Here is a 21463-nt window from a genome sequence, read left to right as displayed (position 1 = left end):
CCAGTGAAAAAAGTGTTCTAGATATGAAAAAAGAAATATACAATGCTACAAAACAAGTAGAACAAAAAATCATTTTCTCAAAAAATGTTCTGCATAAAGGCAGGTGACAACATGTGGAGAGCGTGCCCTTATTACAAGTTACAAAGATGAGTAAATCATTTGCAGATCAACTCGTATTAAAAGAAGTCAATTTACAATTAGAGCGTGGAGATATATACGCTTTAGTTGGAGGAAATGGTGCCGGGAAATCAACGTTAATGAAAATATTAACGGGTTTGTATTCATACGATGCTGGCAAAATGTATGTGAAAGGGGAAATACAACAGTTTTCAAACACAGCAGAAGCACATCAACATGGCATATATTTAATACCACAAGAGCCACTCATCTTTCCGCATATGACAATTGAAGAGAACATTTGTATCGGAATGAAAGCGAAAAAGAAAGAACTTAGAAATAAAATTAATAAGTTGCTAGAAGGCTTAGGTTGGAACATTCAACTTCATGAGCTAGGGTTATCGTTATCCATTGCCCAGCAACAATTAGTAGAAATATTGAGGGGATTAATAAGAGAAGCTGAGATTCTTATTTTAGATGAGCCAACATCGACATTAACAACTCACGAAATTAAGAGTCTTTTTGTGTTGATGAAAAGTTTAAAAGAAAAAGGAATTGGCATGATTTACATTACGCATCGTTTTCCAGAAATCTTTGAAATTGCGAATAAAGTAGCGATTTTGCGTGACGGAATGATTGTAAGTCAAGGGGATGTATCAAGCTATACATATGACATGCTAATGGAGGGGTTATTACCGAAAGGTTATAAACTTGAGGAGAAGAAAGAAATCACGCAAGAAGAAATAGAGCATTCGGAAAAAGTATTAGATGTCACGAATGCGTCTAGTTATGCGTTTCAAAATGTATCATTAACTGTACACGCTGGAGAAGTTGTCGGGATTGCAGGTATCGTCGGATCAGGTAGGACTGAATTAGCTGAATCAATATTTGGATTAATGCCTTTGAAATCAGGTTCCGTTTTATTAGAGGGAAAATCCATTACGAAGTATTCGGTACATAAGCGAATAAAGGAAGGTATGGTGTATGTACCGGAGGACCGGGCAGGGAATGGCATTTTTTCAATTGCGTCTGTGAAAGAAAATATAACATCTGCATCTTTAAACAGTATGAGTAGCTTCTTTTTAAATAGCAAAAAAGAAAGCGCTTTATCTGAATTGTATATAAAACAGTTTAGAATTGTTGTCCCTCATATGAATGAAGAGCTGACGTCTTTATCAGGTGGGAACCAACAGAAGGTCGTGCTAGCGAAATATCTTGCATGTAATCCGAAAGTGATTATTCTTGATGAACCGACCCGTGGTATTGATGCGAAAGCAAGATTAGAAGTATACGAAACGATACAAAGTTTGAAGAGAAAGGGACTTGCGCTCATATTAATTTCTTCAGATATGGAAGAAATCGCTCAATTAGCGAATCGTGTTTATGTGATGAGAAACGGAGGATTCGTCTCTCGTTTGGAGAAGAAGGAAATTTGTATTGATGAAGTTACACGCCTTGCGTACGGAGGAAAGGGAGGTGTAACGGAGTGAACCGTTTATTTAAAATGCATGAGACGTCTATTATTATTTTATTACTTCTTTACATAGCCTTCGTTGGAGTAATGAATCCTAGTTTTGTTCAGTTTAGCTCTTTATCTTTAATTATGAAATCAAGCGTTATTTTAGTTATTTTGGCAATTGGTCAATCTTTCGTATTGTTTACGAAAAACATAGATGTATCAGTAGGATCTATTATGGGATTAAGCGCTGCGGTTTGCGGGATGTTGTTAACAGATGGATACAGTGCCTTTATTTCAATATTTGTGGCAATTATACTTGGTGCTCTTATTGGTATGGTAAATGGAATTGGCGTTACGAAATTTCGAGTGCCAGCTATCATTATGACATTAGGAATGCTCGGTATTATTAGAGGTGCAATGTTACTATTCACGGGCGGAAAGTGGATTGAAGATATTCCGAATGAGTATAAACAAATTTCTTCTATTATGATGTTAGGCATTCCGGTAACGGTATGGACCGTTCTTATCATATTACTACTACTATATTTCTTTTTAATGAAAGTACAAATTGGAAGATATTTTTATGCTGTCGGTGATAATGAAGATGGTGCAAGGCTTATTGGAATACATGTAGATAAAGTGAAAATATACGCGTTTATCATATCAGGCATAAGCGCTGGGCTCGCTGGATGTATATTCGTAATGAATATTGGATTCGTTCCAAATCAAACAGGTACAGGGATAGAATTGCAAGTTATCGCCGCTGCTGTTTTAGGTGGTATACATTTAAAAGGAGGAACAGGTTCTATATTTGGAGCGGCATTAGGTGCATTTTTTTTAGAAGTGATAAGCAGTTCACTCGTCTTTTTAAAAATACCTGCATTTTGGAATAGTGCTATTTCAGGATTTTTACTTTTACTCATCATCATATTAGATAGTGTCTTGAAAAAATGGAAGAAACTCCGGCAACTAGAAGAAAGAAGGGTGAATCTATGAGGGGAATACGTAGTTTATATAGATGGGAAGGGGTTCTTCTCATATTGCTTCTCGTAGAACTCATTCTCTTTAGTTTCATAAATAGTGATTTCTTAAACATTAGTAACCTCCTTTTTAGTATGAACGATTTCCTCATTATTTCAATCGCGGCTATTCCGATGACATTTGTCATTGTAACTGGCGGAATTGATGTATCAGTAGGATCTATTATGGGGCTTACTTCGATTCTTATCGGAGCACTTTGGATGAATGGCATGCCTATACTGTTGGCCGTTATCATTGCGCTCGTAATAAGTTGCATAGCGGGCGGATTAAATGGACTTATTATAAAAATGACAGATGTAGAACCTCTTGTCGTTACACTTGGAACGATGTTTTTATATGCAGGAATCGCCCTTGTTATTTCAGGTGGTTCGGGTGCAGCGGGCTATGAAGGAATAAGTGGTTTACCAGATTCGTATGTGCAAATGGCAAATGGTAGTTTTATCGGTATACCTAATCTATTATGGCTCCTTGTCATTTTAACGATAGTATTTACGATATTGTTTCACCGTACAACATATGGTCGCTACGCAAAATTAACTGGCGCAAATGAAAGTACGGCGAGATATTCCGGCATTCGAACGAAGAAAGTAGTAATTATTGCTTACGTACTTTCTGGGTTAGGAGGTGGATTAGGAGGAGCTTTCTTAACAGCTTATTTCGGTTCAGCTCGTGCAGATATTGGAAGTGAAACGATTTTGCCAGTAATTACGGCAGTTGTATTAGGCGGTACACTTATTACAGGCGGAAAAGGGAGTATTATTGGGACAGTACTAGCGAGTATTTTTATAGGACTCATGCAGTACGGTTTACAAATGACGGGCTTAACGAATGAACAATCTAATGTAGTAATAGGTATTATCCTTATTGTTTCTGTTATTATGAGACATTTTAAATTACAACGATTCACTACGGGGAAAAGAAGGAATTTGCATAAGGGGGAAATGTCATGAAGAGAAAACTGGGGATTTTTATTATTATGTGTATTTGTTTAATCGGTTTAATTGCTTGTTCTAGCCAAACAGCGGACAAGAAAAAAGCAGATGATGTGAAATTTGCATTCATTCCGAAATTAACGGGAGTTGGCTTCTTTACATCAGGCGGTGAAGGTGCAAAAGAGATGGGAGATAAGTTAGGTGTACAAGTGAAATATGATGGACCTTCTGAAGCGAGCGTATCAGGGCAAGTAAAATATATAAACAATTTTATTAATCAAAACTACGATGCAATTATGGTTTCATCTACGTCAGTTGATGGTCTCTCGCAATCATTACAACGTGCAAAGAAAAAGGGGATGACCGTATTAACGTGGGATTCTGATGTGAATCCGAAAGACCGTTCGTTTTATATTAGCCAAGGTACACCAGACCAACTAGCAAAGTTATTAATAGAAATGACATCTAAGCAAATTGGAGATAAAGGGAAGGTCGCATTCTTTTATTCAAGCCCGACTGTAACAGATCAAAATCAATGGGTAACGAAGGCGAAAGAGATTATTAAAGAAAAATATCCGAATTGGGAAATTGTAACGACGCAATACGGTGAAAATAATGCGCAAAAATCTTTATCGGTAGGGGAGAGTATTTTAAAAACTTATCCAGATATTAACGCAGTAATATGTCCAGATGCAACAGCACTACCAGCAATGGCGCAAGCAGCTGAGAATTTGAAAATGGATAAGAAAGTAGTCGTAACGGGATTTTCGACACCGAACGTTATGCGTGATTATGTAAAACGAGGAACAGTACAACAATTTGGATTATGGGATGTAAAACAACAAGGTGCCCTCGCAACGTATGTTGCAAATGAAATTGTTGTAAAAGGGAAGAAGTTAAAAGTCGGGGATAGCTTTGAAGTAAAAGGAATCGGAAAAGTGAAAGTAGAGCCGAACTCTATTCAAGGGTATGATTATGAGGCAGAAGGAAATGGTATTATCGTATTACCTGAACGAGTTGTATTTACGAAGGATAATATTGATAAGTATACTTTCTAGTAGAAAATAAAAACGTCCGAATATATCGGACGTTTTTATTATGTCGTTTTTTTAATCTATTCATTAATTGTGAACAGCTTCTTTTTCATTTAACCCAAGTGTGCGTCCTGTTGAAGCGTGAAGCTCTTGGAACAGTCTTGGATTTTCCGTAAGTGACACGCCGTAAGAAGGGACCATTTCTTTTATCTTTGGCTCCCATTCTAGTATACGTTCTGGGAAGCATTTTTCTAATACTTCAAGCATAACGTGAACAGCAGTAGAAGCACCTGGAGAAGCGCCAAGTAACGCAGCGATTGATCCGTCATTTGCACTAACAACTTCCGTACCAAATTGAAGTGTTCCTTTCCCACCTGCATCAGTATCTTTAATTACCTGCACACGTTGTCCAGCAACGACAGTATCCCAATCTTCACTTTTAGCGTTCGGAATAAACTCACGTAATTCTTCCATACGCTTTTCGTGTGATAACATAACTTGTTGGATTAAGTATTTTGTTAATCCCATTTCTTTTACACCGGCTGCTAACATCGTTAAGACGTTATTCGGTTTTACAGAACCAATTAAATCAAGGTTTGAGCCAGTTTTTAAGAATTTAGGTGAGAAACCTGCAAATGGTCCAAACAGTAAAGCTTTTTTGTTGTCTATATATCTTGTATCAAGGTGAGGTACAGACATTGGCGGAGCACCAACTTTAGCTTTTCCGTATACTTTTGCATGATGCTGCTCTACAATTTTTTGGTTTTTACATACCATAAATAGTCCACTTACTGGGAATCCTCCAATATGTTTTGACTCAGGAATACCAGTCTTCTGAAGTAGAGGTAGGCTACCGCCACCGCCGCCGATAAAGACGAATTTTGCAGTATGGTGTTCGATTTTACCACTATTCATATCATGTACTTTTACTTCCCACAAACCGTTCTTCGCACGTTTAATATTTTCGACACTATGTTTGTAGTTAAGCTCCACATTTTTAGTTTTTAAGTAATCAAATAACATACGTGTTAGCGCACCAAAGTTAACATCTGTTCCAGAATCAATTTTTGTTGCAGCCATAGGTTCATTAGAATTACGACCTTCCATAATGAGTGGAAGCCATTTTTTTAATGTGTCAGGTGCATCAGAAAATTCCATTCCTTGGAATAGAGCGTTTTTTGAAAGCGCTTCAAAACGTTTTTTTAGAAACTCTACATTTTTTTCCCCTTGCACCAAACTCATATGAGGTAGTGGCATAATAAAATCTTGTGGATTACGAATTAAGTTTCTTTTTACAAGATAAGCCCAAAATTGTCTTGAAAGTTGAAATTGCTCATTTACTTTTACAGCTTTACCAATATCTATAGACCCGTCAGATTTTTCGGATGTATAGTTAAGCTCACATAGCGCAGAATGTCCTGTACCAGCATTATTCCATTCGTTAGAACTTTCTTCTCCGGCATTAGCGAGTTTTTCAAATACTTTAATTTCCCATTCAGGTGCCAATTCTTTAAGTAATGATCCTAACGTTGCGCTCATAATTCCTGCGCCAATTAAGATAACGTCTGTTTTTTGCTGCATGTTGCTCATGATAATCTCTCCATCCCCTATATTGGCAAAAAAGAGTAGGTGTTTTTATATCTAAGCCGTAAAAAGAAAACACCGCCTAGGCCCCACCTAGGTATTTACCTTTTTTGTCTCAATTATATAACCATCTCATAGTCTATTATAATAATTAATAGACTAAAATATCTAGTGTTATCTGATAATTTTAAACTATTTAACGTTTTATTTCATAGAATTCTTCTGTCATAAGGATAAAAAGCATAGTAGTAAAGCGGAATTTGGAGAAGAATTCCATTTTGATGTTATCTCAAAAAAACTTCTATTTTTATGTTTTATCTTTGAAAACTAGTAAAATTCTATTTTTGTAACATCTAATTTGAAAAAATAGAGTAAATAACAAATAAATGATAAGATTATTCTGAAAAAAATAAGGAGGGATACCAATGCTTACAAAAGAACAAGTCGCAAACTTATTTTGAAATTTTTCTGTGAATGAATGTAAAGGATCTAGTGACTTATACGAATATTTATCAATAAAAATTTCTGAAGATGAGGAAGTTCTTACGTTAGCTTCCTACGCACAACCTGGTCAACCAGTCCCAAACTTATTATTAGGTGCAGTCCATTATTTATTGTTAAAAGGAAAAGAGCACAGTTTAAAAAACTATTATCAAAGTTTAGTTGAAAATGCTGATATAAATTTTGAAAATGCCTTTTACCAATTTAAAGATTTTTGCCATGTATATCGAGAAGAAATTATCTCTTTATTACAACCGAAACTTGTTCAAACGAATGAAGTAAGACGATGTGCCTATTTATATCCAAGTTTCTGTTACATATTTAATAAAGTGAACAAACCATTGGCGTTAATAGAAATTGGTACAAGTGCGGGATTACAACTATTTTGGGATCAATATCGTTATTCATATGGAACGGAAGAAATGTATGGAAATAGACAATCAAATGTTCATTTACAATCAGAAATAAAAGGGGAGAAGAAGCCCTCCTTTTTAGAACAAAGTCCACCTGTTATGGAAAGAATCGGACTAGATTTACATGTGAATAATTTAAATGATGAAGAAGATTATTTATGGTTACGCGCGCTTATTTGGCCAGAACATAAAGAAAGACTTGAACTATTCTATCAAGCAGCAACGCTTGTAAAAGAAAAATCAGTACAATTAATTGAAGGGGACGGTGTAGCACTTCTTCCAGCCATTGCAAATCAAATAAGGGAAGATGCTGTAATCTGCATTTTCCATACACACGTCGCAAATCAAATACCTGAAAATGTAAAACATAAGCTAGAAAAACAAATTAAAGAAATAGGTGCAAAACGTGATGTATTCCACCTATATAACAACATGTGGGACCGTGACCTTCATATTGATTATTATATTAACGGAAACGAATATTGTGAAACTGTTGGGGAAACGGAAGGGCATGGGAGATGGTTTAGTTGGGGGCTTGGGGATAAGCCGCTTTGTTAATGTAATCCTATATAGGATGGGGCCATTTTGTTTTAAAATTAATTTTTTTGATTAATATGATAATAATTTATGATAACTTGTATATAAGGATAAAATAAAAAGGATGATAAGCATGCAAAAGAGACCAGAGGCAAATGAATATAACCCGTATTATTCAACGTACATAAACTTAATACCAGATGGAGATATCATACATATTCTAGAGCAACAAATGAAGGAAACGAATCTTTTATTGAAGGATATTTCTGATAGTGAGGGACATTTTAGATATGCTCCTAATAAATGGAGTATCAAAGAAGTAATCGGTCATATTGCGGATACTGAACGTATCATGGCGTATCGATTGCTTTCCATAGCAAGAGGCGAGACAGCAGAACTTCCTGGATATAACGATGATATGTATGTTCTTAGAGCAGCTTTTGATAAGCAATCTATGCAAGATCTTCTTGAGAATTTAATAGTTGTTCGCCAATCTACTATGCATTTGCTTAAAAGTTTAGATAAAGAAGCTTGGTTACAAAGGGGAATTGCGAACAATTCTGAAGTCACGGTTCTTGCATTAGCAAACATAATTGCTGGTCATGAGCTTCATCATCGTCAACTTGTAAAAGAACGTTATTTGGGTTCTAAGGCATATCCAGCATGTTAAAATATGAAAATAAAAAGAGAATGATTCATAGGGAATTTCTGAATTATTCTCTTTTTATTTTTCTGCGTATCAGTGGAATTATAAATGTTTTTTTACAAGGTCTATTCCTTCTCGTTGATGCTAATAGGGGGCACTATACATGCCCATCAAGCTAAGGGTGGGTATTGGGGTTTGTGTAGCAATGGAACCAAATCACGCAATAAGCATTAGCGAACATTAGAAATAGTAAAAATGCCACTTTTTCCTGTTAAAACGAGGTGATTTTAAATTTCAAATTCTTCTTTTACAACAGTCGCTAGTCCATCAATTGATTTACGTAAATCTGTTTCCCCTTGTGCAAGATATACTTTTTATATTGTGATTTCTGACAGCTTATTTATTAGTAAATTCATCGGGAGTCCAAGTAGCGATTTCATTTCCAGGTGCAGCAACTACAAACCAATCCTCAAATTGGACCCCAGCTTGCCAGCATTCATAGTGATCATGAAAACCATTTACAAACATGATTTGCCCATTTTTAAATGTAATAATTAAATGCGGAGTTGCCTTACCTAGTTGTATGTCTGTAACTTTTTTTCTTCTCATTTCAAATATTATCTTATATTCTTCTTCCTCAGTATAATCGTCAAATTCACCCTCATTAGATGGATATTTTTCAGGTGGAGTATGAAATAAACACCATTTCGATTCGATGTTGACATATAATTGCCCGTCATAATCAACGGTGGCTTCAAAATCTGTAAAATGAATCTTTATAGTTGCTGGAGAAATACCAAATTGCAATCCATCAACTTGTGCTCCTATGAAGAGATGTTTTAATACATTTTCAGCATAAAGTTTGTCTTCTTTGTTCATTATACGAATCCTCCTTTCTGTAAAATATACAGCATGTCTTTATTGTAATAAATAAATTTTTATGTAAAATGAACCTTTTGTGAGAAACGGGCGAATATAGTGTGAAAGATCATGAGAGGGTAACGTAATTTTGGATGAAGTAGAATTAAAAGAATGGCTGAATAAAATGGAGTCTGGAGACCAAGAAGCCTTTCGAGTTATTTATAAATTAACAAGTAAAGATATTTATAGACAGTAGTATTTTTATTAGGGAATCAAAAGCAAGATGTCAAAATTGATGAATGTACAGCTTGTTAAATAGTTCAATATTTTTGATTTTTCTATGGCTGCATAAGTATGATGTTTGTAGGAGGGGATCATATGAGTATACACAAAAAAATCATAGCGATTTCAGGAAGTATTAGGGAAGGATCATCCAACACAAACATATTAAAAACTTTAGCAGCATTTATTCCAGAAGGTATAGATTACACTATTTATAATGGGATAGAGGAACTACCTCATTTTAATCCGGATGTAGATCGAGTTGGAGCACCGGTTGTTGTTGAAGAATTTCGAAAGACATTAAGTGAAGCACATGCACTTATTATTTGTACACCAGAGTATGCAAAAAGTATTCCAGGAGTTTTGAAGAATGCTTTAGAATGGCTTGTTTCATCAGCGGAACTTTATAAAAAGCCAGTGGCTATTATAACAGCTTCACCATCAATTGCGGGAGGGGATAAAGCCCATGAATCTTTATTACTTACACTAGGTATGCTAGATACAATTGTCGTTCAAAATGGCTCGTTATTAATCCCATCTGTGCGAACTAAATTTAGTGATGATGCAAAAGTAACAGATGAGGATACAAAGAAAGCTCTTATCTCTTTAGTTCAAAGTGTAGTAGACGAGATAAAGAAATAGTGATTTAGTTCGTATTAAGGTGAAAATGGGACTTTTATAATAAAAAAAGATAAAGGCAATGCTACGGTTAGTTCAAATGTAGCATTGCCTTTTTATATAGTTAAATATATGTACTCAAAATCTCCCCAGGCAATCCATCAATCTCGCAAACTTTTTCAGATGTAAAACCAACGTTTAGTAAAATCTTCCGAGAGGGGGTATTGCTCGGATCGATAATTGCTTTTAGTACGTTTACATCTGTCTGCTTCGCTATTTCAATTAATTCTCTTGCAATATAACTACCATATCTTTTTCCCCAGTGCTCTGGCAAAATCATATACCCAATTTCAGCTTCTTTTACATTATCCTCATTTACCGTAACATGTCCAAGGCCGATAAATTCATTTGTTGCACTGTCATAAACTTTATAAGACCCAAACAGTTTATGCTTTTCATTGCGCCTTAACAATTTTTCATAGTCGTTTTGTGCCTCTTCTAGCGGAATAGCACGCTCTGTAATTTGTGCCATCACTCTTTCATTTGATACGAGCTGGAAATATGGATTAAAATCTGTTGCTTCAAATTTTTTGAAATGTAGTTTATGCATCGGATTCCTCCAAACGAATTTTTAATTGTTCTTCAGAAAAGATAAACGATTGTTAAATAGTGATTTCTATTTGATTGCCTTCCGGATCACTAATTACACTTTCGTAATAGCCATCTCCAGTGAAACGTGGTCCATTTAATAAAGGATAACCCTCATCTTTTAATGTTGAAGTTAATTCATTTACACGTTCTTCACTTCCAACTGAGAATGCCATATGTGCATAGCCAGTTATATTAAGATTAGGCTCATTTTCAATACCTTTTTTACGCATAAGTTCAATCCTCGCTCCAGATTCGAACGTAATAAAATAAGATTCAAAGTGTTTCGCTTCATTATGATATAAAGAGTTTGCTTTACCGTTAAAGTGCTTTGTATAGAAAGTACGCATTAATTCTAAATCATTTACCCAAATTGCTATATGTTCGATTTTCATTCGTTTCACCAATCCTATCTTTATGTAAATTTTAAAATATGTACTCTGTAATAATTAGCGAAATTCAACAACACTAATTAGATGTTCACTTTATTAAATTTGCATGCATATTGCAAGAAATAAGAATGGACGTTAGGAAAAAGCGGATTGTAATGAAAAAATTTTATTAATGGTATTAGATAATTTTTAAGTCATAACATGCATACAATGTCTAATTAAGTGAATTACGTACGTCAAAATTTCAAATAAGGAGGGACATTTGTGGGGCAATTTGAACAAATGGTGATTGCCGGTATTTCCATGTCTTTTATACTGTCTATTATGATATTAGGGTCTACATATTATAATCCTCGCCTTTGGTTAAATGATTATCCGAAAGATATTCAAAAAGTAGTTTTGCCAAAATCGATAAATGAAAAAAAACAAACGTTTTATTTCGGAATTATTTACAATATTATTCTCTTCGGAACGCCTTTAGTTTCTACATATATACTACATCACCATGGGAAATTATTGTATATTGAAGCCTATTTACATACTTTTGGGATTGTAATGATTTTCAATTTAGTAGATTTATTAATAATCGATTGGCTTATATTTTGCTGGATTACTCCGAGGTTTGTTGTTATTCCTAGTACTGAGGGAATGAAAGGATATAAAGACTATAAGTTTCACTTAAGAGTTGCAATAGCTGGAACGCCATTTTTAGCAATTGTAAGTTTATTTTTGGCAGGAATTGCGACAACTATCTAGTGTGAAGTAGAAGGTCATGAAGAGTTTATAGAAGATAAGTAGATTTATAATGTATAGAATTAGAAATGAAAATTTGATAATATTGGAGTGGGAAGTTTTAAAAACAGTATATTAAGTGGTATTAATATACTGTTACAAATGTTTTGATACTCTGTGGAATTCCCTAATTTTATGGAAGCATTTGATAGAACTCAAAAAAACGCAATGGAGGCTAATATGAAAAAAATAATTGGCGCAGCAACAGCAACAGTTCTTGGATTGGGGGCTTTTACCACATCTGCTATCGCAGAAACTATCGTAACAGCGGATGTACTCAACGTACGTGAAAAGCCAACTACGGAATCAAAAGTTGTCGAAAAAGTAAAAGAAGGACAAAAGTTAAAGGTCATACATACTGAAGAAGGATGGTCAAAAATTGAGTTAAATGGTAAAGAAGTATTTGTAAGTTCGGAGTTTACAAAAGATATTTACCATGTAACAGCAAACCTATTAAATGTACGTACTGAAGCAAACACAGAATCAGAAATTCTTGGCAGACTGAAACAAGATGATGTAATTGAATCAACACATCAAGTAAAAGATGGATGGCTGCAATTTGAGTATAAAGGAAAAACAGCTTATGCAAATGTTTCTTTCCTATCAAGTACAGCACCAATTGAAAAGAAAGCTGAAGAGAAAACGAAGCGAGTAGCGAAAGTACAAAAAGCAGTTAAAGCAAAGGAAGAAGTAAAAACGCATAAAGAAGCAAAAGTACAAGAAATAGCAAAAGCGAAAGAAACAACAAAAGAGCAGAAAGAAGTGAAGGTAAAAGAAATAGCAAAGCCTAAAGAAGAAGCGAAAGTAACAGAGAGAGTAAAAGTTAAGGAAGAAACGAAAGCAGAAGAAATAGTAAAGCCTAAAGAAGAAGCAAAAGTAAAAGAAATAGAAAAAGAAGAAGCGAAAGCGCAAGAAATAGCAAAGGCTAAGGAAGAAGCAAAAGCACAAGAAATAGCAAAGGCTAAGGAAGAAGCAAAAGCACAAGAAATAGCAAAAGCTAAGGAAGAAGCAAAAGCACAAGAAATAGCAAAAGCTAAGGAAGAAGCAAAAGCACAAGAAATAGCAAAAGCTAAGGAAGAAGCAAAAGCACGAGAAATAGAAAAAGCAAAAGAAGAAGCAAAAGCGCAGGAAATAGCAAAGGCTAAGAAAGAAGCGCAAGCAAAAGAAGCAACAAAGACACAAGAAGTATCTAAAAATAACACACAGTCTGCTAAACGTGAATTAACGGTAGTAGCGACAGCATATACTGCTGATCCAAGTGAAAATGGTACATATGGTGGACGCGTTTTAACTGCGATGGGTCATGATTTAACGGCAAATCCTAATATGAGAATTATCGCAGTAGATCCGAAGGTAATCCCATTAGGATCTAAAGTATGGGTAGAAGGTTATGGAGAAGCTATTGCTGGTGATACTGGTAGTGCTATTAAAGGAAATCGTATTGATGTTTTAATGGGTTCAAAAAGTAAAGCTATGAACTGGGGAAGACAAACTGTTAAAGTAAAAGTTTTATAATAATGGTTATCCAAATAGAAGTCAGTTCTCTTTATTGAGACTGGCTTTTATTTTTTACCTTAATGCGATTCATTGGAAAAATTTGAAGGATATGTAAAAGGGTGAAACCTTAATTTTGCTGCTGAGTACCGTGAGCAGTAAAAGTAACCCTATTGAATTATATAATCCTTATTTGTATTTCTGACAACCATATTGTTCTTCTATCACTATTAAAATACAATTAGATAAATAGTCATAAAATAGTAATTGTTTTATTTGGTCTTATACTAGGGTTTATAACGTTCCAAATCCCTATAGTGTCAGAATGGATACAGAACTCAGTCTTCTTGTAAATTGTTATTATTTTATTATCGTATTCATACTAAAAAGATAACGGTGATAAGAATGAGAAAAATGATGATTAGCAACAATAAAAAATGTTTTATGTACCGAAAGTTATTAAAAGATTAGTATCGAGGATTACCTTTATAAGCGAGAAGAGGATAGAATATGACAATGGAATTATATGGCGAACATTGGGATGGAATAAAAGGGTATAGAGTAATGGAAGGGAAAGATTCATATAATCATTATTTCGGTGGTCAAGATTGTGAAGTACCATTGTGTAAGTTATGCGGTGAGAAAATGCATCAAATTTTTTGTTTTGATTTGAAAGATGAGAAACTTGCTGAACTTAAAAATGCTGAATTGATTGTATTACCATTTATCTCTTGCTTGAATTGTGCGATGGTGTGGGAGCCGCAATATTTTCAATTAAGTAATGGGGGCAAAGCGGTACAAATAATAAAACAAGACAATACGGAAGAGTGGATTATGGAAGCTGAGTATAAGCTACCGGTCAATCTTCCAAAAACTAATGTAAAGCTAACGAATATGAAAAATGAAGATATACCTACTGATGAAGATAGTTACTGGGAAGCTTTTGACTTATTCGGTTCGGAATATATATGTAGATTGTTAGGAGCGCCTTTATACGATGAAGTTCCAGAAGATTTGGGATGTCCAGCTTGTTCTAAAGAGATGAAATATGTTGCTACAATTACACAAGATCTTGAAGAACGGGAACTTATTTCAGTAGTTGATTTTCAGTTTGGGGAAATGAATATATATTATTACTTATGTAAAGATTGTTCCGTTATGAAAACTGAAATACAAGGAACATAATAAAATAAGACTGACAAATGATTCAGTCTTATTTTTGTTGTGTAACGTCATTAAGAATAGTGTGAAATACATCTTTTTGCGTGAAATCATCTGTAAATACAGTTTCTCTAGCAACTTCAATTGTATCGTGAGGATTATACCATTTCCGTAATGCATCCTCACCAAATTCATGCCTTTTTCCCCTTGTGTTATGGCGTCTAATTGTTTCCTCTAATGATAAATCGAAGTAATATGTAAACGTATTTTCATCAAAAAAATGTATTAATTCTTTCAGCATATCACCGTATCTACGACTGCTCAGTATACCTTCTAAAATAACAAATTCACATTTTCCTTTTCCGTACTTCGTAATTTCAAATAATAAATCATGAGATAAGTTACCTATTGTATCGTGAACTTTTAGCATATCTCTGCGCACAACGTCTTGTGAGATTAGAAGTGTTCCTTGCCCGAAATGTTCTTGCATTTCCTTTGCGATTGTTGTTTTGCCACTTGCGGAGTTTCCACGAAGAATGATTAATGTCGATTTCAAAGTCTCATCTCCTATGTGTTTTTATTAGACAATTTTCAGTAGGGCTATACTAGATTTTTAGAATAAACTCGTTTACAGAGCTTATTTTAGCTTTGTAAACGAGTGGTGTTATGCGAAGAGTTATTGTACGAATGTATTTTGTCCAGATGCAATTTTCCACGTATCTTTTTCTTTAACCATAACATACATAGCGAGGCTACTTTGTTCATTTTCTATTATCGTTCCTTCAGAAGTTGTTGGATATTGTTTAATGTGTACGATAGCTACATCGGAACGTATGAAATGAATGTCTTCAATTTCATACTGTGCATAAGAGTTGTGAAGTGGTCCTGCTAAAAGAATTTTGTGAGCTTCATTGATTTGTTTCCAGCCCGAGAGGCGAATTCCTAAGACATTTACCCATGAAGCGTGTAATGTAAAGTGACGATCAAGTTCATCGGCATCATGTTTATTGAATGCAGCTTCAACTTCATGAATGGTTTGTTCAATGTGCTTTATCCCTAATTGTAATTCTTCTTTGGAATTATAGTATTTAGTCATGTGAATTCCTCCAATTTATTGTTTATTACTTTTATTTTATTACGGGAAAATCACATTATCCTCCAACGATAGTAGTATTTATTTTAATTAAAATATAGGCGGAAGTATGATTTGTAGTAAGGGGAATAAAATGAATTTTTCGGTAATTGAATAAGGTTAAGTATATAATCAATGTAATGGATCATAAAGAGGGATGTTAAATAGAGTAAGTAACAAAAAAGTCTCAGTCTTTTTGGAAGCGAGACTGGGTATGCACTCTTTTTGCATTTCTTGTTATGCAATTCATACTTTTCTTCTGTGAATTAAACTCATGGTGGTCTCCGAAATTTAGTGAAGGGGGGTTATTTGAAAGAATTATGAACTCACAGTTCTTTACAGAAACATTTGCTCCGTATAAAACTTCACAATTTAACTTGTATACAGTATTTTTTTATCATTGCATTACTACTATATGCGCATTAATAGGCACAATTAAAGATTTAACATCAAGGGAAAATACAAAGATTTAAGCTATTAACAAAGAGGTGTAATATGCTATTTCAAAAAGAAAATTTATCGGTTAGATACGTAATAAAAAACGATGCACCTATCATTTCAAAATGGCTAACAGACCCAGAAGTCCTGCAGTATTACGAAGGACGAGATAATCCGCAATCTGTAGAAAAGGTGCTTGATCATTTTATACATCATCCAAACGGTCATGAAAAAAGATGTTTAATAGAATTTGATGCCGTTCCAATCGGTTACATTCAAATGTATCCTGTTGATTCTGAATGGAAAGCTTTATATGGATATGAAGAATCACAAAATATATGGGGCATGGACCAATTCATCGGTGAGCCAGTGTATTGGGGAAAAGGAATTGGCACAAAACTTGTTCAATCAGCAAGTGCATACATTATGGAGAGTTTAGGAGCAGAAGCGATAGCGATGGATCCTAGAGTAAATAATGAACGTGCGATAAAGTGTTATGAAAAATGCGGATTTAAAAAAGTGAAGGCTTTAAAGGAACATGAATTGCATGAGGGGAAATTAGAAGATTGTTGGATGATGGAATATAAACAATTATAATGATTTATGAAAGGGCTTATACAAACAAAGGGAGCTGTGTGAGATGAAAAAAGCATTAATAGTTATTGATGTGCAAGCTGGTATGTATACAGCGGGAATGCCAGTATATAATGTGGAAAGGTTTTTACAAACATTACAAGAACTTATTGGGGCATGTCGTTCAAATGATATTCCAGTTATTTATGTACAACATAACGGGCCGAAAGATCATCCTTTGGAAAAAGGTACAGATGGTTGGAAAGTGCATGCGGCAATCGCACCACAAGAGGGTGATAGTATCGTTGAAAAGACGACACCAGATTCATTCTATAAGACAAACTTAAACGAAGTGTTACAAGAAAAAGGAATTGAGCACGTAATAATTTCAGGAATGCAAACAGAGTACTGCGTGGACACGACAACGCGCAGAGCATGTAGTGAAGGGTACAAAGTAACGTTAGTGAGTGATGCGCATAGTACGTTTGATACTGATGTATTACGTGCTGAAGATATTGTGAAGCATCATAACGTAGTGTTTGGAGCATTTGCGGATGTTGTTGCATTTAAAGATTTGAAAGTGGAAGCGTAAGTGGGAAAGTGGCTGTCTCTAAAAGAGTGGCCGCTTTTTTATTTGAAAACAAGTTGTCGAAGTGAGTCGATAAAACGATTTCAAATAAAAAAATGCCGGAAAATTTCGATTTACGGTCGATATAGATTGAGAGAATCATTTGCTACGTGTTGATTAATCCAAATACATAAAGCGACCAAATCCCGAGCACCGTACTTACTTTTACGTTTTACGAAACCCGTCTCCTGCGCGAGCTGTTGAAGGATGTTTGGAGATAGAAATCACTGTAGTTTTTCAGCGAATAAATGAAACTCATCTTGAATCGATAGAGTCATACAAAACACCATTCTTTCTGTATATTTCTAAAAAAATAGCATCTTTTTTGATTATATGCATACAAATTAATCTTAGCTTGATAGCGATGTGGTGCTATCCCTTGAAGAAAAAATTCACTATCACAATCCGTATAATTAGTGTTTTGCACTTCTCTACTAAATACACATCTACAAATTAGACATTCCCCTGTTCCTATACTTTATTATGACTCCTTAGGCAGTTTTATCTGTTTTAAATACCCAGTGTAGAAGAGTGAGTTGATAATCTGGTATCATCAACTCAAAAATTTTGCCTATAAAAGGGGCGGCAATTAGTGTACCGATTCTAATTGAGCCTAATGATTGAATGAAAATTACACATATTGTACCAGCCACACAAATATTTATTAAATCGCTTGAAATTTTGGCTTTACCGAATTTTAAATTAAATTTTTCACTAATTGCATAAGTTAACGCATCGTACGGCATTAATGGGAGTTTCGCTGGTGTATAGCCCATATAAAAAGCTCACTTCTCATATAAAAATAGATGAGGAGTGTTTTTTTTATTATGAATAATGACAGATTATAATAATTAGAGTTATAAGAGATGTGATTTTTAGTATATTTTTCTCTGTTGGTGTATATATGTTGTTTTTATTCTTTTTGGATTTCAAATGAAATTTCTTTAGCTGCTTCTAAAGCTATTTTTTTCGCTTCTGTTTTAAAATTGGCTGCTGCTAAAACGTATCCACATCGATGTCCCATTGATGAAGGTGGTTTTAAGATAGTTCCTTTTTTAGGTTTTATATAAACTTTCTCTACACCACGATATTTAGAACTACGGTTTTTCCCTGTAACTCGAATTAGCTTTCCTTTAGATTTAACTGTTAGGTAATGAGCGTACACATATTTATAATGTTTTTTATTTAGTGAAGGTTTATTTCCTAACATTAACTGAATAGTCTCTTGCACTAAGTTGATTCCATGTCCAATTTCAATTATGTCATTCATTGCTCCACCTGATATTCTGGGATTTATCTCAATTAATTTCCAAATATCTTTTATTCTCCGGAGTTCTAGATGACACGCTCCATTTTTCATATTAAAAGCCTGAATAACAGAATTAACTGCATTGAAAAGACTATTATATAGTCTTTTGTCTACCTGTCCTAGTAAAGAATAACCAGTAACAATAAAGCGTTCAAAAAGTGTAATTTCTTGTTCAATTACTGCTATAATATGGACTTTTCCATCTTGAACTAAAATTTCAACTAAGTACTGAGGTCCATCTATATATTCTTCAAGTAGAATTTCTTCATTAGGTAGTTTTTTTAAAAGACTTTGTATAGATAAGATTAATTGATCTTTATTTTTTACTAATAATACATCTTTGGATCCTGTTGATTTAGGGGATTTTACAATAAGAGGGAAATTCATCTCTTTAGTTTTTTCAAGAAAAGATGATAATGATTCTGTTGGTTTGTAAATTAAATATTTGAGTGAGATTGGTAATTCTTTAAGTACATTACGAGTTAATATTTTGTTTTCCATACGATAGATAGCTTTAGTAGATACAGTATGTGAGTTTGAGCAAAATTTTTCTGATAAACGCGCAGCCACATAAACATAAGGGTCAATAAAACTAAATATCCCTTTTATGTTTTTTCCTGATTTATTTAATTTTTCAATTGTTGTAATCATATTATCATAATCATGTATATCAGTGAAAATCATCTGATGTACATCAGGGAATATAGTGCGTTCATTAATAAATTTTGTTTTTTTAGTTAATAAAACAGTAAAGAAATTAAGTTTTTCAGCTGCTTTGATTGCTTCCCTACTTGATCCAGATTTATTTGTTTCAATGAAAACGATAGTATCCATTTTATGTCACCTTAACCTTTATCATTTATCATTTTATAAAACCTGAGGTTTATTATTTCTATAGGTAGAATATTAAAATGAGGTTAAGCTTGTTCTGGATTTTTCGAAAAATGGTTGAATGAGGGAGAACATGAATATATATATTATGAATTTGATATTTGTTTTGAAAAAAATCTTTAGAAAGAAGGGAAGAAGAACTAACATGACTATAATTGGTATGCTTCATCATCGGAAAGATCCGAATGACGTAAAGAAAGCATATACTTACGCTGCTGTAGCTAAAGCTGAAGGTGTGGACTTTTTTTATTTTACTTTAGGGAAAGTAAATTTAGAAACGAAGAAGATTTTAGGTAAAACTTATGAAAATGGTAAATGGATGGAACAAGAATTTTCTTTTCCAGATGTTATTTACAATGCAAGTGTTCATGTTAGTGATAAAAATCAGCAAATCTATGATTATCTACATGAAAAAGTTCCTTTTACAAGTCATTCAATTGGAAATAAATTAAGTGTATATAACAGAATAAATAGAGCGAAAAAATTTAAGCAATATCTTATTCCTTTTTATGAATTAAATGATGTTAATAAGTTTTTTGACATGATTAATCGTTATGAAAAACTTATTATTAAACCTATTTCTGGACATCAAGGTAGTGGTATTGTTTTCATTGAAAAAAATGGGATGAATTACAGTATGAATGAGTCAGAACAAATTTCATCTATTAATAAAAAACAATTACGGAGCTTTATATCTGATAAGATTCAAGAGCAAGGCTACATAATTCAACAGTTTATTTCATGTCAAATGAAATCTGGTCATGTTTATGATTTTCGATTGCATGTTCAAAGAAATGGGGAAGGCAGGTGGGTTGTTACTTCTATATTCCCGAGAATAGGTCCATTAGGAAGTATTGTATCAAATATGGCTAAGGGTGGTTATAGTACTTATTTAGATGTTTTTTTAAAAGCGGAGTTTGATAACGATTGGTATAATATTAAAAGGTATTTAGAACGATTTGCAGTAACTTTTTCTAACCATTTTAATTCTTTATTTAGGGATGTATTATTTGATGAGTTAGGAATTGATGTAGGGATTGATAAAGATCAAAAATTGTGGTTATTTGAGGTGAATTGGAGACCAGGGGTACCTAATATATTTAATCTTGAACTAGATGTAGCTAGAAATTTAATTCACTATGCTAGATATTTGGCTGATAAATCTAAATAAGAAAAGGAAATAGAAAAATATAATCAAACCTAGAAACCTTTATATACCAATGTTTCTACTAATCTCTCTTTCTATATCTCCTATAAGTTTTTTCGCCATGCATCAAAATTTGGCGGATGCTGGACTGTCGCCAAGCCAACGTACCTAATACGAGGAAAATACCGGAACCTGGTAATACATCTTTCATTGTGGGCGGGGGCACATATTTATAAAAAAAATACGCTTGTCCAATCCATTATCATTCTCCAGTCATTTAATATTACAAAGGGGGGAGAATATGGAAAACAATGAAAAAATCACGTTTCGATTTGTAAAAAAAGATGGAGAAGAAATTAATTTGGGAAATCTTGCTGATAAACGAAAAATTGTCATTGTCATTAATAATCAGATTACATTTGCACCGAATACAACACAAATTGCCAGTGGAGCCGGACAAAATAGTGCAGCAGGAAGTAATGCAGCAATCGATTCATCGAATACTCGACAGCAAGAAACGGTGGGCGCTGGAGGCGAAGCCATAAATAAGGGAATTAGTGGGGACCAGATTGAGTCGCATAAAATGAAAAAAGAAACTTCGGATGAAGAGGTGGAATTTGTACTTATCGTCAATAATCAAATTAATAAAACCCGTAAGGAACAGGCTGGTGCTACTCAAGTGGCAAGTGGTGGTGGAGAAGACAGTGCAGCGGGAACCAATGCTGCCATCGAAAGTTCTAATACTAAACAGCAACATGCAGTGGGAGGCGGAACGGATAGTTCGGCAGAAAATGCAGGTGAAGAAGGCGACCAAATAGAAAAATGCGATTAAA

The 21463-nt window shown here is 34.0% G+C and carries 21 protein-coding genes and 5 pseudogenes; 16 read left to right on the top strand and 10 right to left on the bottom strand.

Annotated features, from left to right (window positions below):
- Window positions 1-113 precede the first annotated feature (113 nt).
- From MKY90_RS14945 to lsrB, 4 genes are read left to right on the top strand one after another with little or no spacing between them, the layout of a single operon-like run.
- Entirely contained in the window at window positions 114-1607 is a 1494-nt protein-coding gene (locus MKY90_RS14945) for a sugar ABC transporter ATP-binding protein (RefSeq protein WP_341091729.1), read from the top strand.
- Entirely contained in the window at window positions 1604-2572 is a 969-nt protein-coding gene (locus tag MKY90_RS14940) for an ABC transporter permease subunit (RefSeq protein ID WP_002142273.1), read from the top strand. Before MKY90_RS14945 ends, MKY90_RS14940 begins: the two co-directional genes overlap by 4 nt.
- The gene (locus tag MKY90_RS14935; RefSeq protein WP_002189993.1) at window positions 2569-3567 is read left to right on the top strand and encodes an ABC transporter permease; all 999 of its coding nucleotides are present in this window, start codon (window positions 2569-2571) and stop codon (window positions 3565-3567) included. The genes MKY90_RS14940 and MKY90_RS14935 overlap by 4 nt, the downstream gene beginning before the upstream one ends.
- Window positions 3564-4607 (top strand): autoinducer 2 ABC transporter substrate-binding protein LsrB, encoded by a 1044-nt coding sequence (lsrB, locus tag MKY90_RS14930; protein ID WP_098168742.1) that lies wholly within the window; start codon window positions 3564-3566, stop codon window positions 4605-4607. Before MKY90_RS14935 ends, lsrB begins: the two co-directional genes overlap by 4 nt.
- A gap of 63 nt (window positions 4608-4670) precedes the next feature.
- Here lsrB and MKY90_RS14925 read toward each other — a convergent pair whose 3' ends face one another.
- The gene (locus tag MKY90_RS14925) at window positions 4671-6173 is read right to left on the bottom strand and encodes a malate:quinone oxidoreductase (RefSeq protein ID WP_088035417.1); all 1503 of its coding nucleotides are present in this window, start codon (window positions 6171-6173) and stop codon (window positions 4671-4673) included.
- 464 nt (window positions 6174-6637) lie between these two features.
- Here MKY90_RS14925 and MKY90_RS14920 point away from each other — a divergent pair, with 464 nt between their 5' ends.
- Window positions 6638-7639, top strand: coding sequence for a DUF2332 domain-containing protein (locus MKY90_RS14920; RefSeq protein WP_341091726.1), 1002 nt, complete (start codon window positions 6638-6640; stop codon window positions 7637-7639).
- A 112-nt stretch (window positions 7640-7751) separates the two neighbouring features.
- Window positions 7752-8288, top strand: coding sequence for a DinB family protein (locus MKY90_RS14915; RefSeq protein WP_016101170.1), 537 nt, complete (start codon window positions 7752-7754; stop codon window positions 8286-8288).
- Window positions 8289-8551: 263 nt separating this feature from the next.
- Here the strand turns inward: MKY90_RS14915 and MKY90_RS30430 are convergent.
- Both MKY90_RS30430 and MKY90_RS14910 read right to left on the bottom strand, forming a co-directional pair.
- Window positions 8552-8626: pseudogene (locus tag MKY90_RS30430) on the bottom strand (hypothetical protein); the annotation flags it as partial.
- Window positions 8627-8660: 34 nt separating this feature from the next.
- Window positions 8661-9143 (bottom strand): hypothetical protein, encoded by a 483-nt coding sequence (locus MKY90_RS14910; protein ID WP_063218351.1) that lies wholly within the window; start codon window positions 9141-9143, stop codon window positions 8661-8663.
- Between the two features lie 130 nt (window positions 9144-9273).
- Here MKY90_RS14910 and MKY90_RS14905 point away from each other — a divergent pair.
- Both MKY90_RS14905 and MKY90_RS14900 read left to right on the top strand, forming a co-directional pair.
- Window positions 9274-9413, top strand: a pseudogene (locus tag MKY90_RS14905) (sigma-70 family RNA polymerase sigma factor); the annotation flags it as partial.
- Between the two features lie 90 nt (window positions 9414-9503).
- Window positions 9504-10049 (top strand): NADPH-dependent FMN reductase, encoded by a 546-nt coding sequence (locus tag MKY90_RS14900; RefSeq protein ID WP_002189990.1) that lies wholly within the window; start codon window positions 9504-9506, stop codon window positions 10047-10049.
- Between the two features lie 100 nt (window positions 10050-10149).
- Here MKY90_RS14900 and MKY90_RS14895 read toward each other — a convergent pair whose 3' ends face one another.
- Window positions 10150-10635, bottom strand: a complete 486-nt coding sequence (locus MKY90_RS14895; RefSeq protein WP_063218353.1) for a GNAT family N-acetyltransferase — start codon at window positions 10633-10635, stop codon at window positions 10150-10152.
- A gap of 52 nt (window positions 10636-10687) precedes the next feature.
- Window positions 10688-11068, bottom strand: a complete 381-nt coding sequence (locus tag MKY90_RS14890) for a VOC family protein (RefSeq protein WP_063218354.1) — start codon at window positions 11066-11068, stop codon at window positions 10688-10690.
- 261 nt (window positions 11069-11329) lie between these two features.
- Between MKY90_RS14890 and MKY90_RS14885 the strand changes: the two genes are divergently transcribed.
- The 3 genes from MKY90_RS14885 to MKY90_RS14875 all read left to right on the top strand — a co-directional run bounded on the left by MKY90_RS14885 (window position 11330) and on the right by MKY90_RS14875 (window position 14536).
- Window positions 11330-11821 carry a nitroreductase gene (locus MKY90_RS14885; RefSeq protein ID WP_098168738.1) on the top strand — a complete coding sequence of 164 codons (492 nt, stop codon included), beginning with the start codon at window positions 11330-11332 and terminating at the stop codon, window positions 11819-11821.
- Between the two features lie 216 nt (window positions 11822-12037).
- Complete coding sequence (gene entB / locus MKY90_RS14880) at window positions 12038-13372, top strand: cell wall-binding protein EntB (RefSeq protein ID WP_341091721.1); 1335 nt, start codon at window positions 12038-12040, stop codon at window positions 13370-13372.
- Window positions 13373-13861: 489 nt separating this feature from the next.
- Window positions 13862-14536, top strand: coding sequence for a hypothetical protein (locus tag MKY90_RS14875; protein ID WP_078184944.1), 675 nt, complete (start codon window positions 13862-13864; stop codon window positions 14534-14536).
- A gap of 28 nt (window positions 14537-14564) precedes the next feature.
- Here the strand turns inward: MKY90_RS14875 and MKY90_RS14870 are convergent, their stop codons facing one another.
- Both MKY90_RS14870 and MKY90_RS14865 read right to left on the bottom strand, forming a co-directional pair.
- The gene (locus MKY90_RS14870; protein WP_341091719.1) at window positions 14565-15068 is read right to left on the bottom strand and encodes a kinase; all 504 of its coding nucleotides are present in this window, start codon (window positions 15066-15068) and stop codon (window positions 14565-14567) included.
- A gap of 120 nt (window positions 15069-15188) precedes the next feature.
- A complete protein-coding gene (locus MKY90_RS14865) occupies window positions 15189-15608 on the bottom strand; it encodes an SgcJ/EcaC family oxidoreductase (protein ID WP_061674140.1) in 420 nt (139 codons plus the stop codon).
- A 230-nt stretch (window positions 15609-15838) separates the two neighbouring features.
- Here MKY90_RS14865 and MKY90_RS14860 point away from each other — a divergent pair.
- From MKY90_RS14860 to MKY90_RS14850, 3 genes and pseudogenes are all read left to right on the top strand, one after another.
- Window positions 15839-16117, top strand: a pseudogene (locus MKY90_RS14860) (YfzA family protein); the annotation flags it as partial.
- A gap of 22 nt (window positions 16118-16139) precedes the next feature.
- The gene (locus MKY90_RS14855; protein ID WP_078184946.1) at window positions 16140-16679 is read left to right on the top strand and encodes a GNAT family N-acetyltransferase; all 540 of its coding nucleotides are present in this window, start codon (window positions 16140-16142) and stop codon (window positions 16677-16679) included.
- A gap of 43 nt (window positions 16680-16722) precedes the next feature.
- The gene (locus MKY90_RS14850; RefSeq protein WP_341091716.1) at window positions 16723-17247 is read left to right on the top strand and encodes a cysteine hydrolase family protein; all 525 of its coding nucleotides are present in this window, start codon (window positions 16723-16725) and stop codon (window positions 17245-17247) included.
- A 128-nt stretch (window positions 17248-17375) separates the two neighbouring features.
- Here MKY90_RS14850 and MKY90_RS14845 read toward each other — a convergent pair.
- The 3 genes and pseudogenes from MKY90_RS14845 to MKY90_RS14835 all read right to left on the bottom strand — a co-directional run.
- A pseudogene (locus MKY90_RS14845) lies at window positions 17376-17561 on the bottom strand (IS4 family transposase); the annotation flags it as partial.
- Window positions 17562-17774: 213 nt separating this feature from the next.
- Window positions 17775-18059, bottom strand: a pseudogene (locus tag MKY90_RS14840) (hypothetical protein); the annotation flags it as partial.
- Window positions 18060-18196: 137 nt separating this feature from the next.
- A complete protein-coding gene (locus MKY90_RS14835) occupies window positions 18197-19426 on the bottom strand; it encodes an ATP-grasp domain-containing protein (RefSeq protein WP_078184948.1) in 1230 nt (409 codons plus the stop codon).
- A 130-nt stretch (window positions 19427-19556) separates the two neighbouring features.
- Here MKY90_RS14835 and MKY90_RS14830 point away from each other — a divergent pair, with 130 nt between their 5' ends.
- Together MKY90_RS14830 and MKY90_RS14825 are read left to right on the top strand one after the other, a co-directional pair.
- Window positions 19557-20654, top strand: coding sequence for a YheC/YheD family endospore coat-associated protein (locus tag MKY90_RS14830; RefSeq protein ID WP_078184949.1), 1098 nt, complete (start codon window positions 19557-19559; stop codon window positions 20652-20654).
- A 277-nt stretch (window positions 20655-20931) separates the two neighbouring features.
- Window positions 20932-21462, top strand: coding sequence for a hypothetical protein (locus MKY90_RS14825; RefSeq protein ID WP_341091714.1), 531 nt, complete (start codon window positions 20932-20934; stop codon window positions 21460-21462).
- The last annotated feature ends 1 nt before the right edge of the window (window position 21463 follow it).

The organism is Bacillus sp. FSL P2-0099 (assembly GCF_038007445.1).
Lineage (GTDB): Bacteria > Bacillota > Bacilli > Bacillales > Bacillaceae_G > Bacillus_A > Bacillus_A mycoides.
Note: the sequence above shows the minus strand (reverse complement) of the source record. Positions and strands in the feature narration are given on the sequence as shown.

What these genes read in the sequence shown, in the direction of transcription:
- MKY90_RS14935 (WP_002189993.1), top strand. Translation starts at nt 2,569, where the DNA reads ATGAGGGGAATACGTAGTTTATATAGATGGGAAGGGGTTCTTCTCATA.
- lsrB (WP_098168742.1), top strand. Translation starts at nt 3,564, where the DNA reads ATGAAGAGAAAACTGGGGATTTTTATTATTATGTGTATTTGTTTAATC.
- MKY90_RS14925 (WP_088035417.1), bottom strand. Translation starts at nt 6,173, where the DNA reads ATGAGCAACATGCAGCAAAAAACAGACGTTATCTTAATTGGCGCAGGA.
- MKY90_RS14915 (WP_016101170.1), top strand. Translation starts at nt 7,752, where the DNA reads ATGCAAAAGAGACCAGAGGCAAATGAATATAACCCGTATTATTCAACG.
- MKY90_RS14910 (WP_063218351.1), bottom strand. Translation starts at nt 9,143, where the DNA reads ATGAACAAAGAAGACAAACTTTATGCTGAAAATGTATTAAAACATCTC.
- MKY90_RS14900 (WP_002189990.1), top strand. Translation starts at nt 9,504, where the DNA reads ATGAGTATACACAAAAAAATCATAGCGATTTCAGGAAGTATTAGGGAA.
- MKY90_RS14895 (WP_063218353.1), bottom strand. Translation starts at nt 10,635, where the DNA reads ATGCATAAACTACATTTCAAAAAATTTGAAGCAACAGATTTTAATCCA.
- MKY90_RS14890 (WP_063218354.1), bottom strand. Translation starts at nt 11,068, where the DNA reads ATGAAAATCGAACATATAGCAATTTGGGTAAATGATTTAGAATTAATG.
- entB (WP_341091721.1), top strand. Translation starts at nt 12,038, where the DNA reads ATGAAAAAAATAATTGGCGCAGCAACAGCAACAGTTCTTGGATTGGGG.
- MKY90_RS14875 (WP_078184944.1), top strand. Translation starts at nt 13,862, where the DNA reads ATGACAATGGAATTATATGGCGAACATTGGGATGGAATAAAAGGGTAT.
- MKY90_RS14865 (WP_061674140.1), bottom strand. Translation starts at nt 15,608, where the DNA reads ATGACTAAATACTATAATTCCAAAGAAGAATTACAATTAGGGATAAAG.
- MKY90_RS14855 (WP_078184946.1), top strand. Translation starts at nt 16,140, where the DNA reads ATGCTATTTCAAAAAGAAAATTTATCGGTTAGATACGTAATAAAAAAC.
- MKY90_RS14850 (WP_341091716.1), top strand. Translation starts at nt 16,723, where the DNA reads ATGAAAAAAGCATTAATAGTTATTGATGTGCAAGCTGGTATGTATACA.
- MKY90_RS14835 (WP_078184948.1), bottom strand. Translation starts at nt 19,426, where the DNA reads ATGGATACTATCGTTTTCATTGAAACAAATAAATCTGGATCAAGTAGG.
- MKY90_RS14830 (WP_078184949.1), top strand. Translation starts at nt 19,557, where the DNA reads ATGAATATATATATTATGAATTTGATATTTGTTTTGAAAAAAATCTTT.
- MKY90_RS14825 (WP_341091714.1), top strand. Translation starts at nt 20,932, where the DNA reads ATGGAAAACAATGAAAAAATCACGTTTCGATTTGTAAAAAAAGATGGA.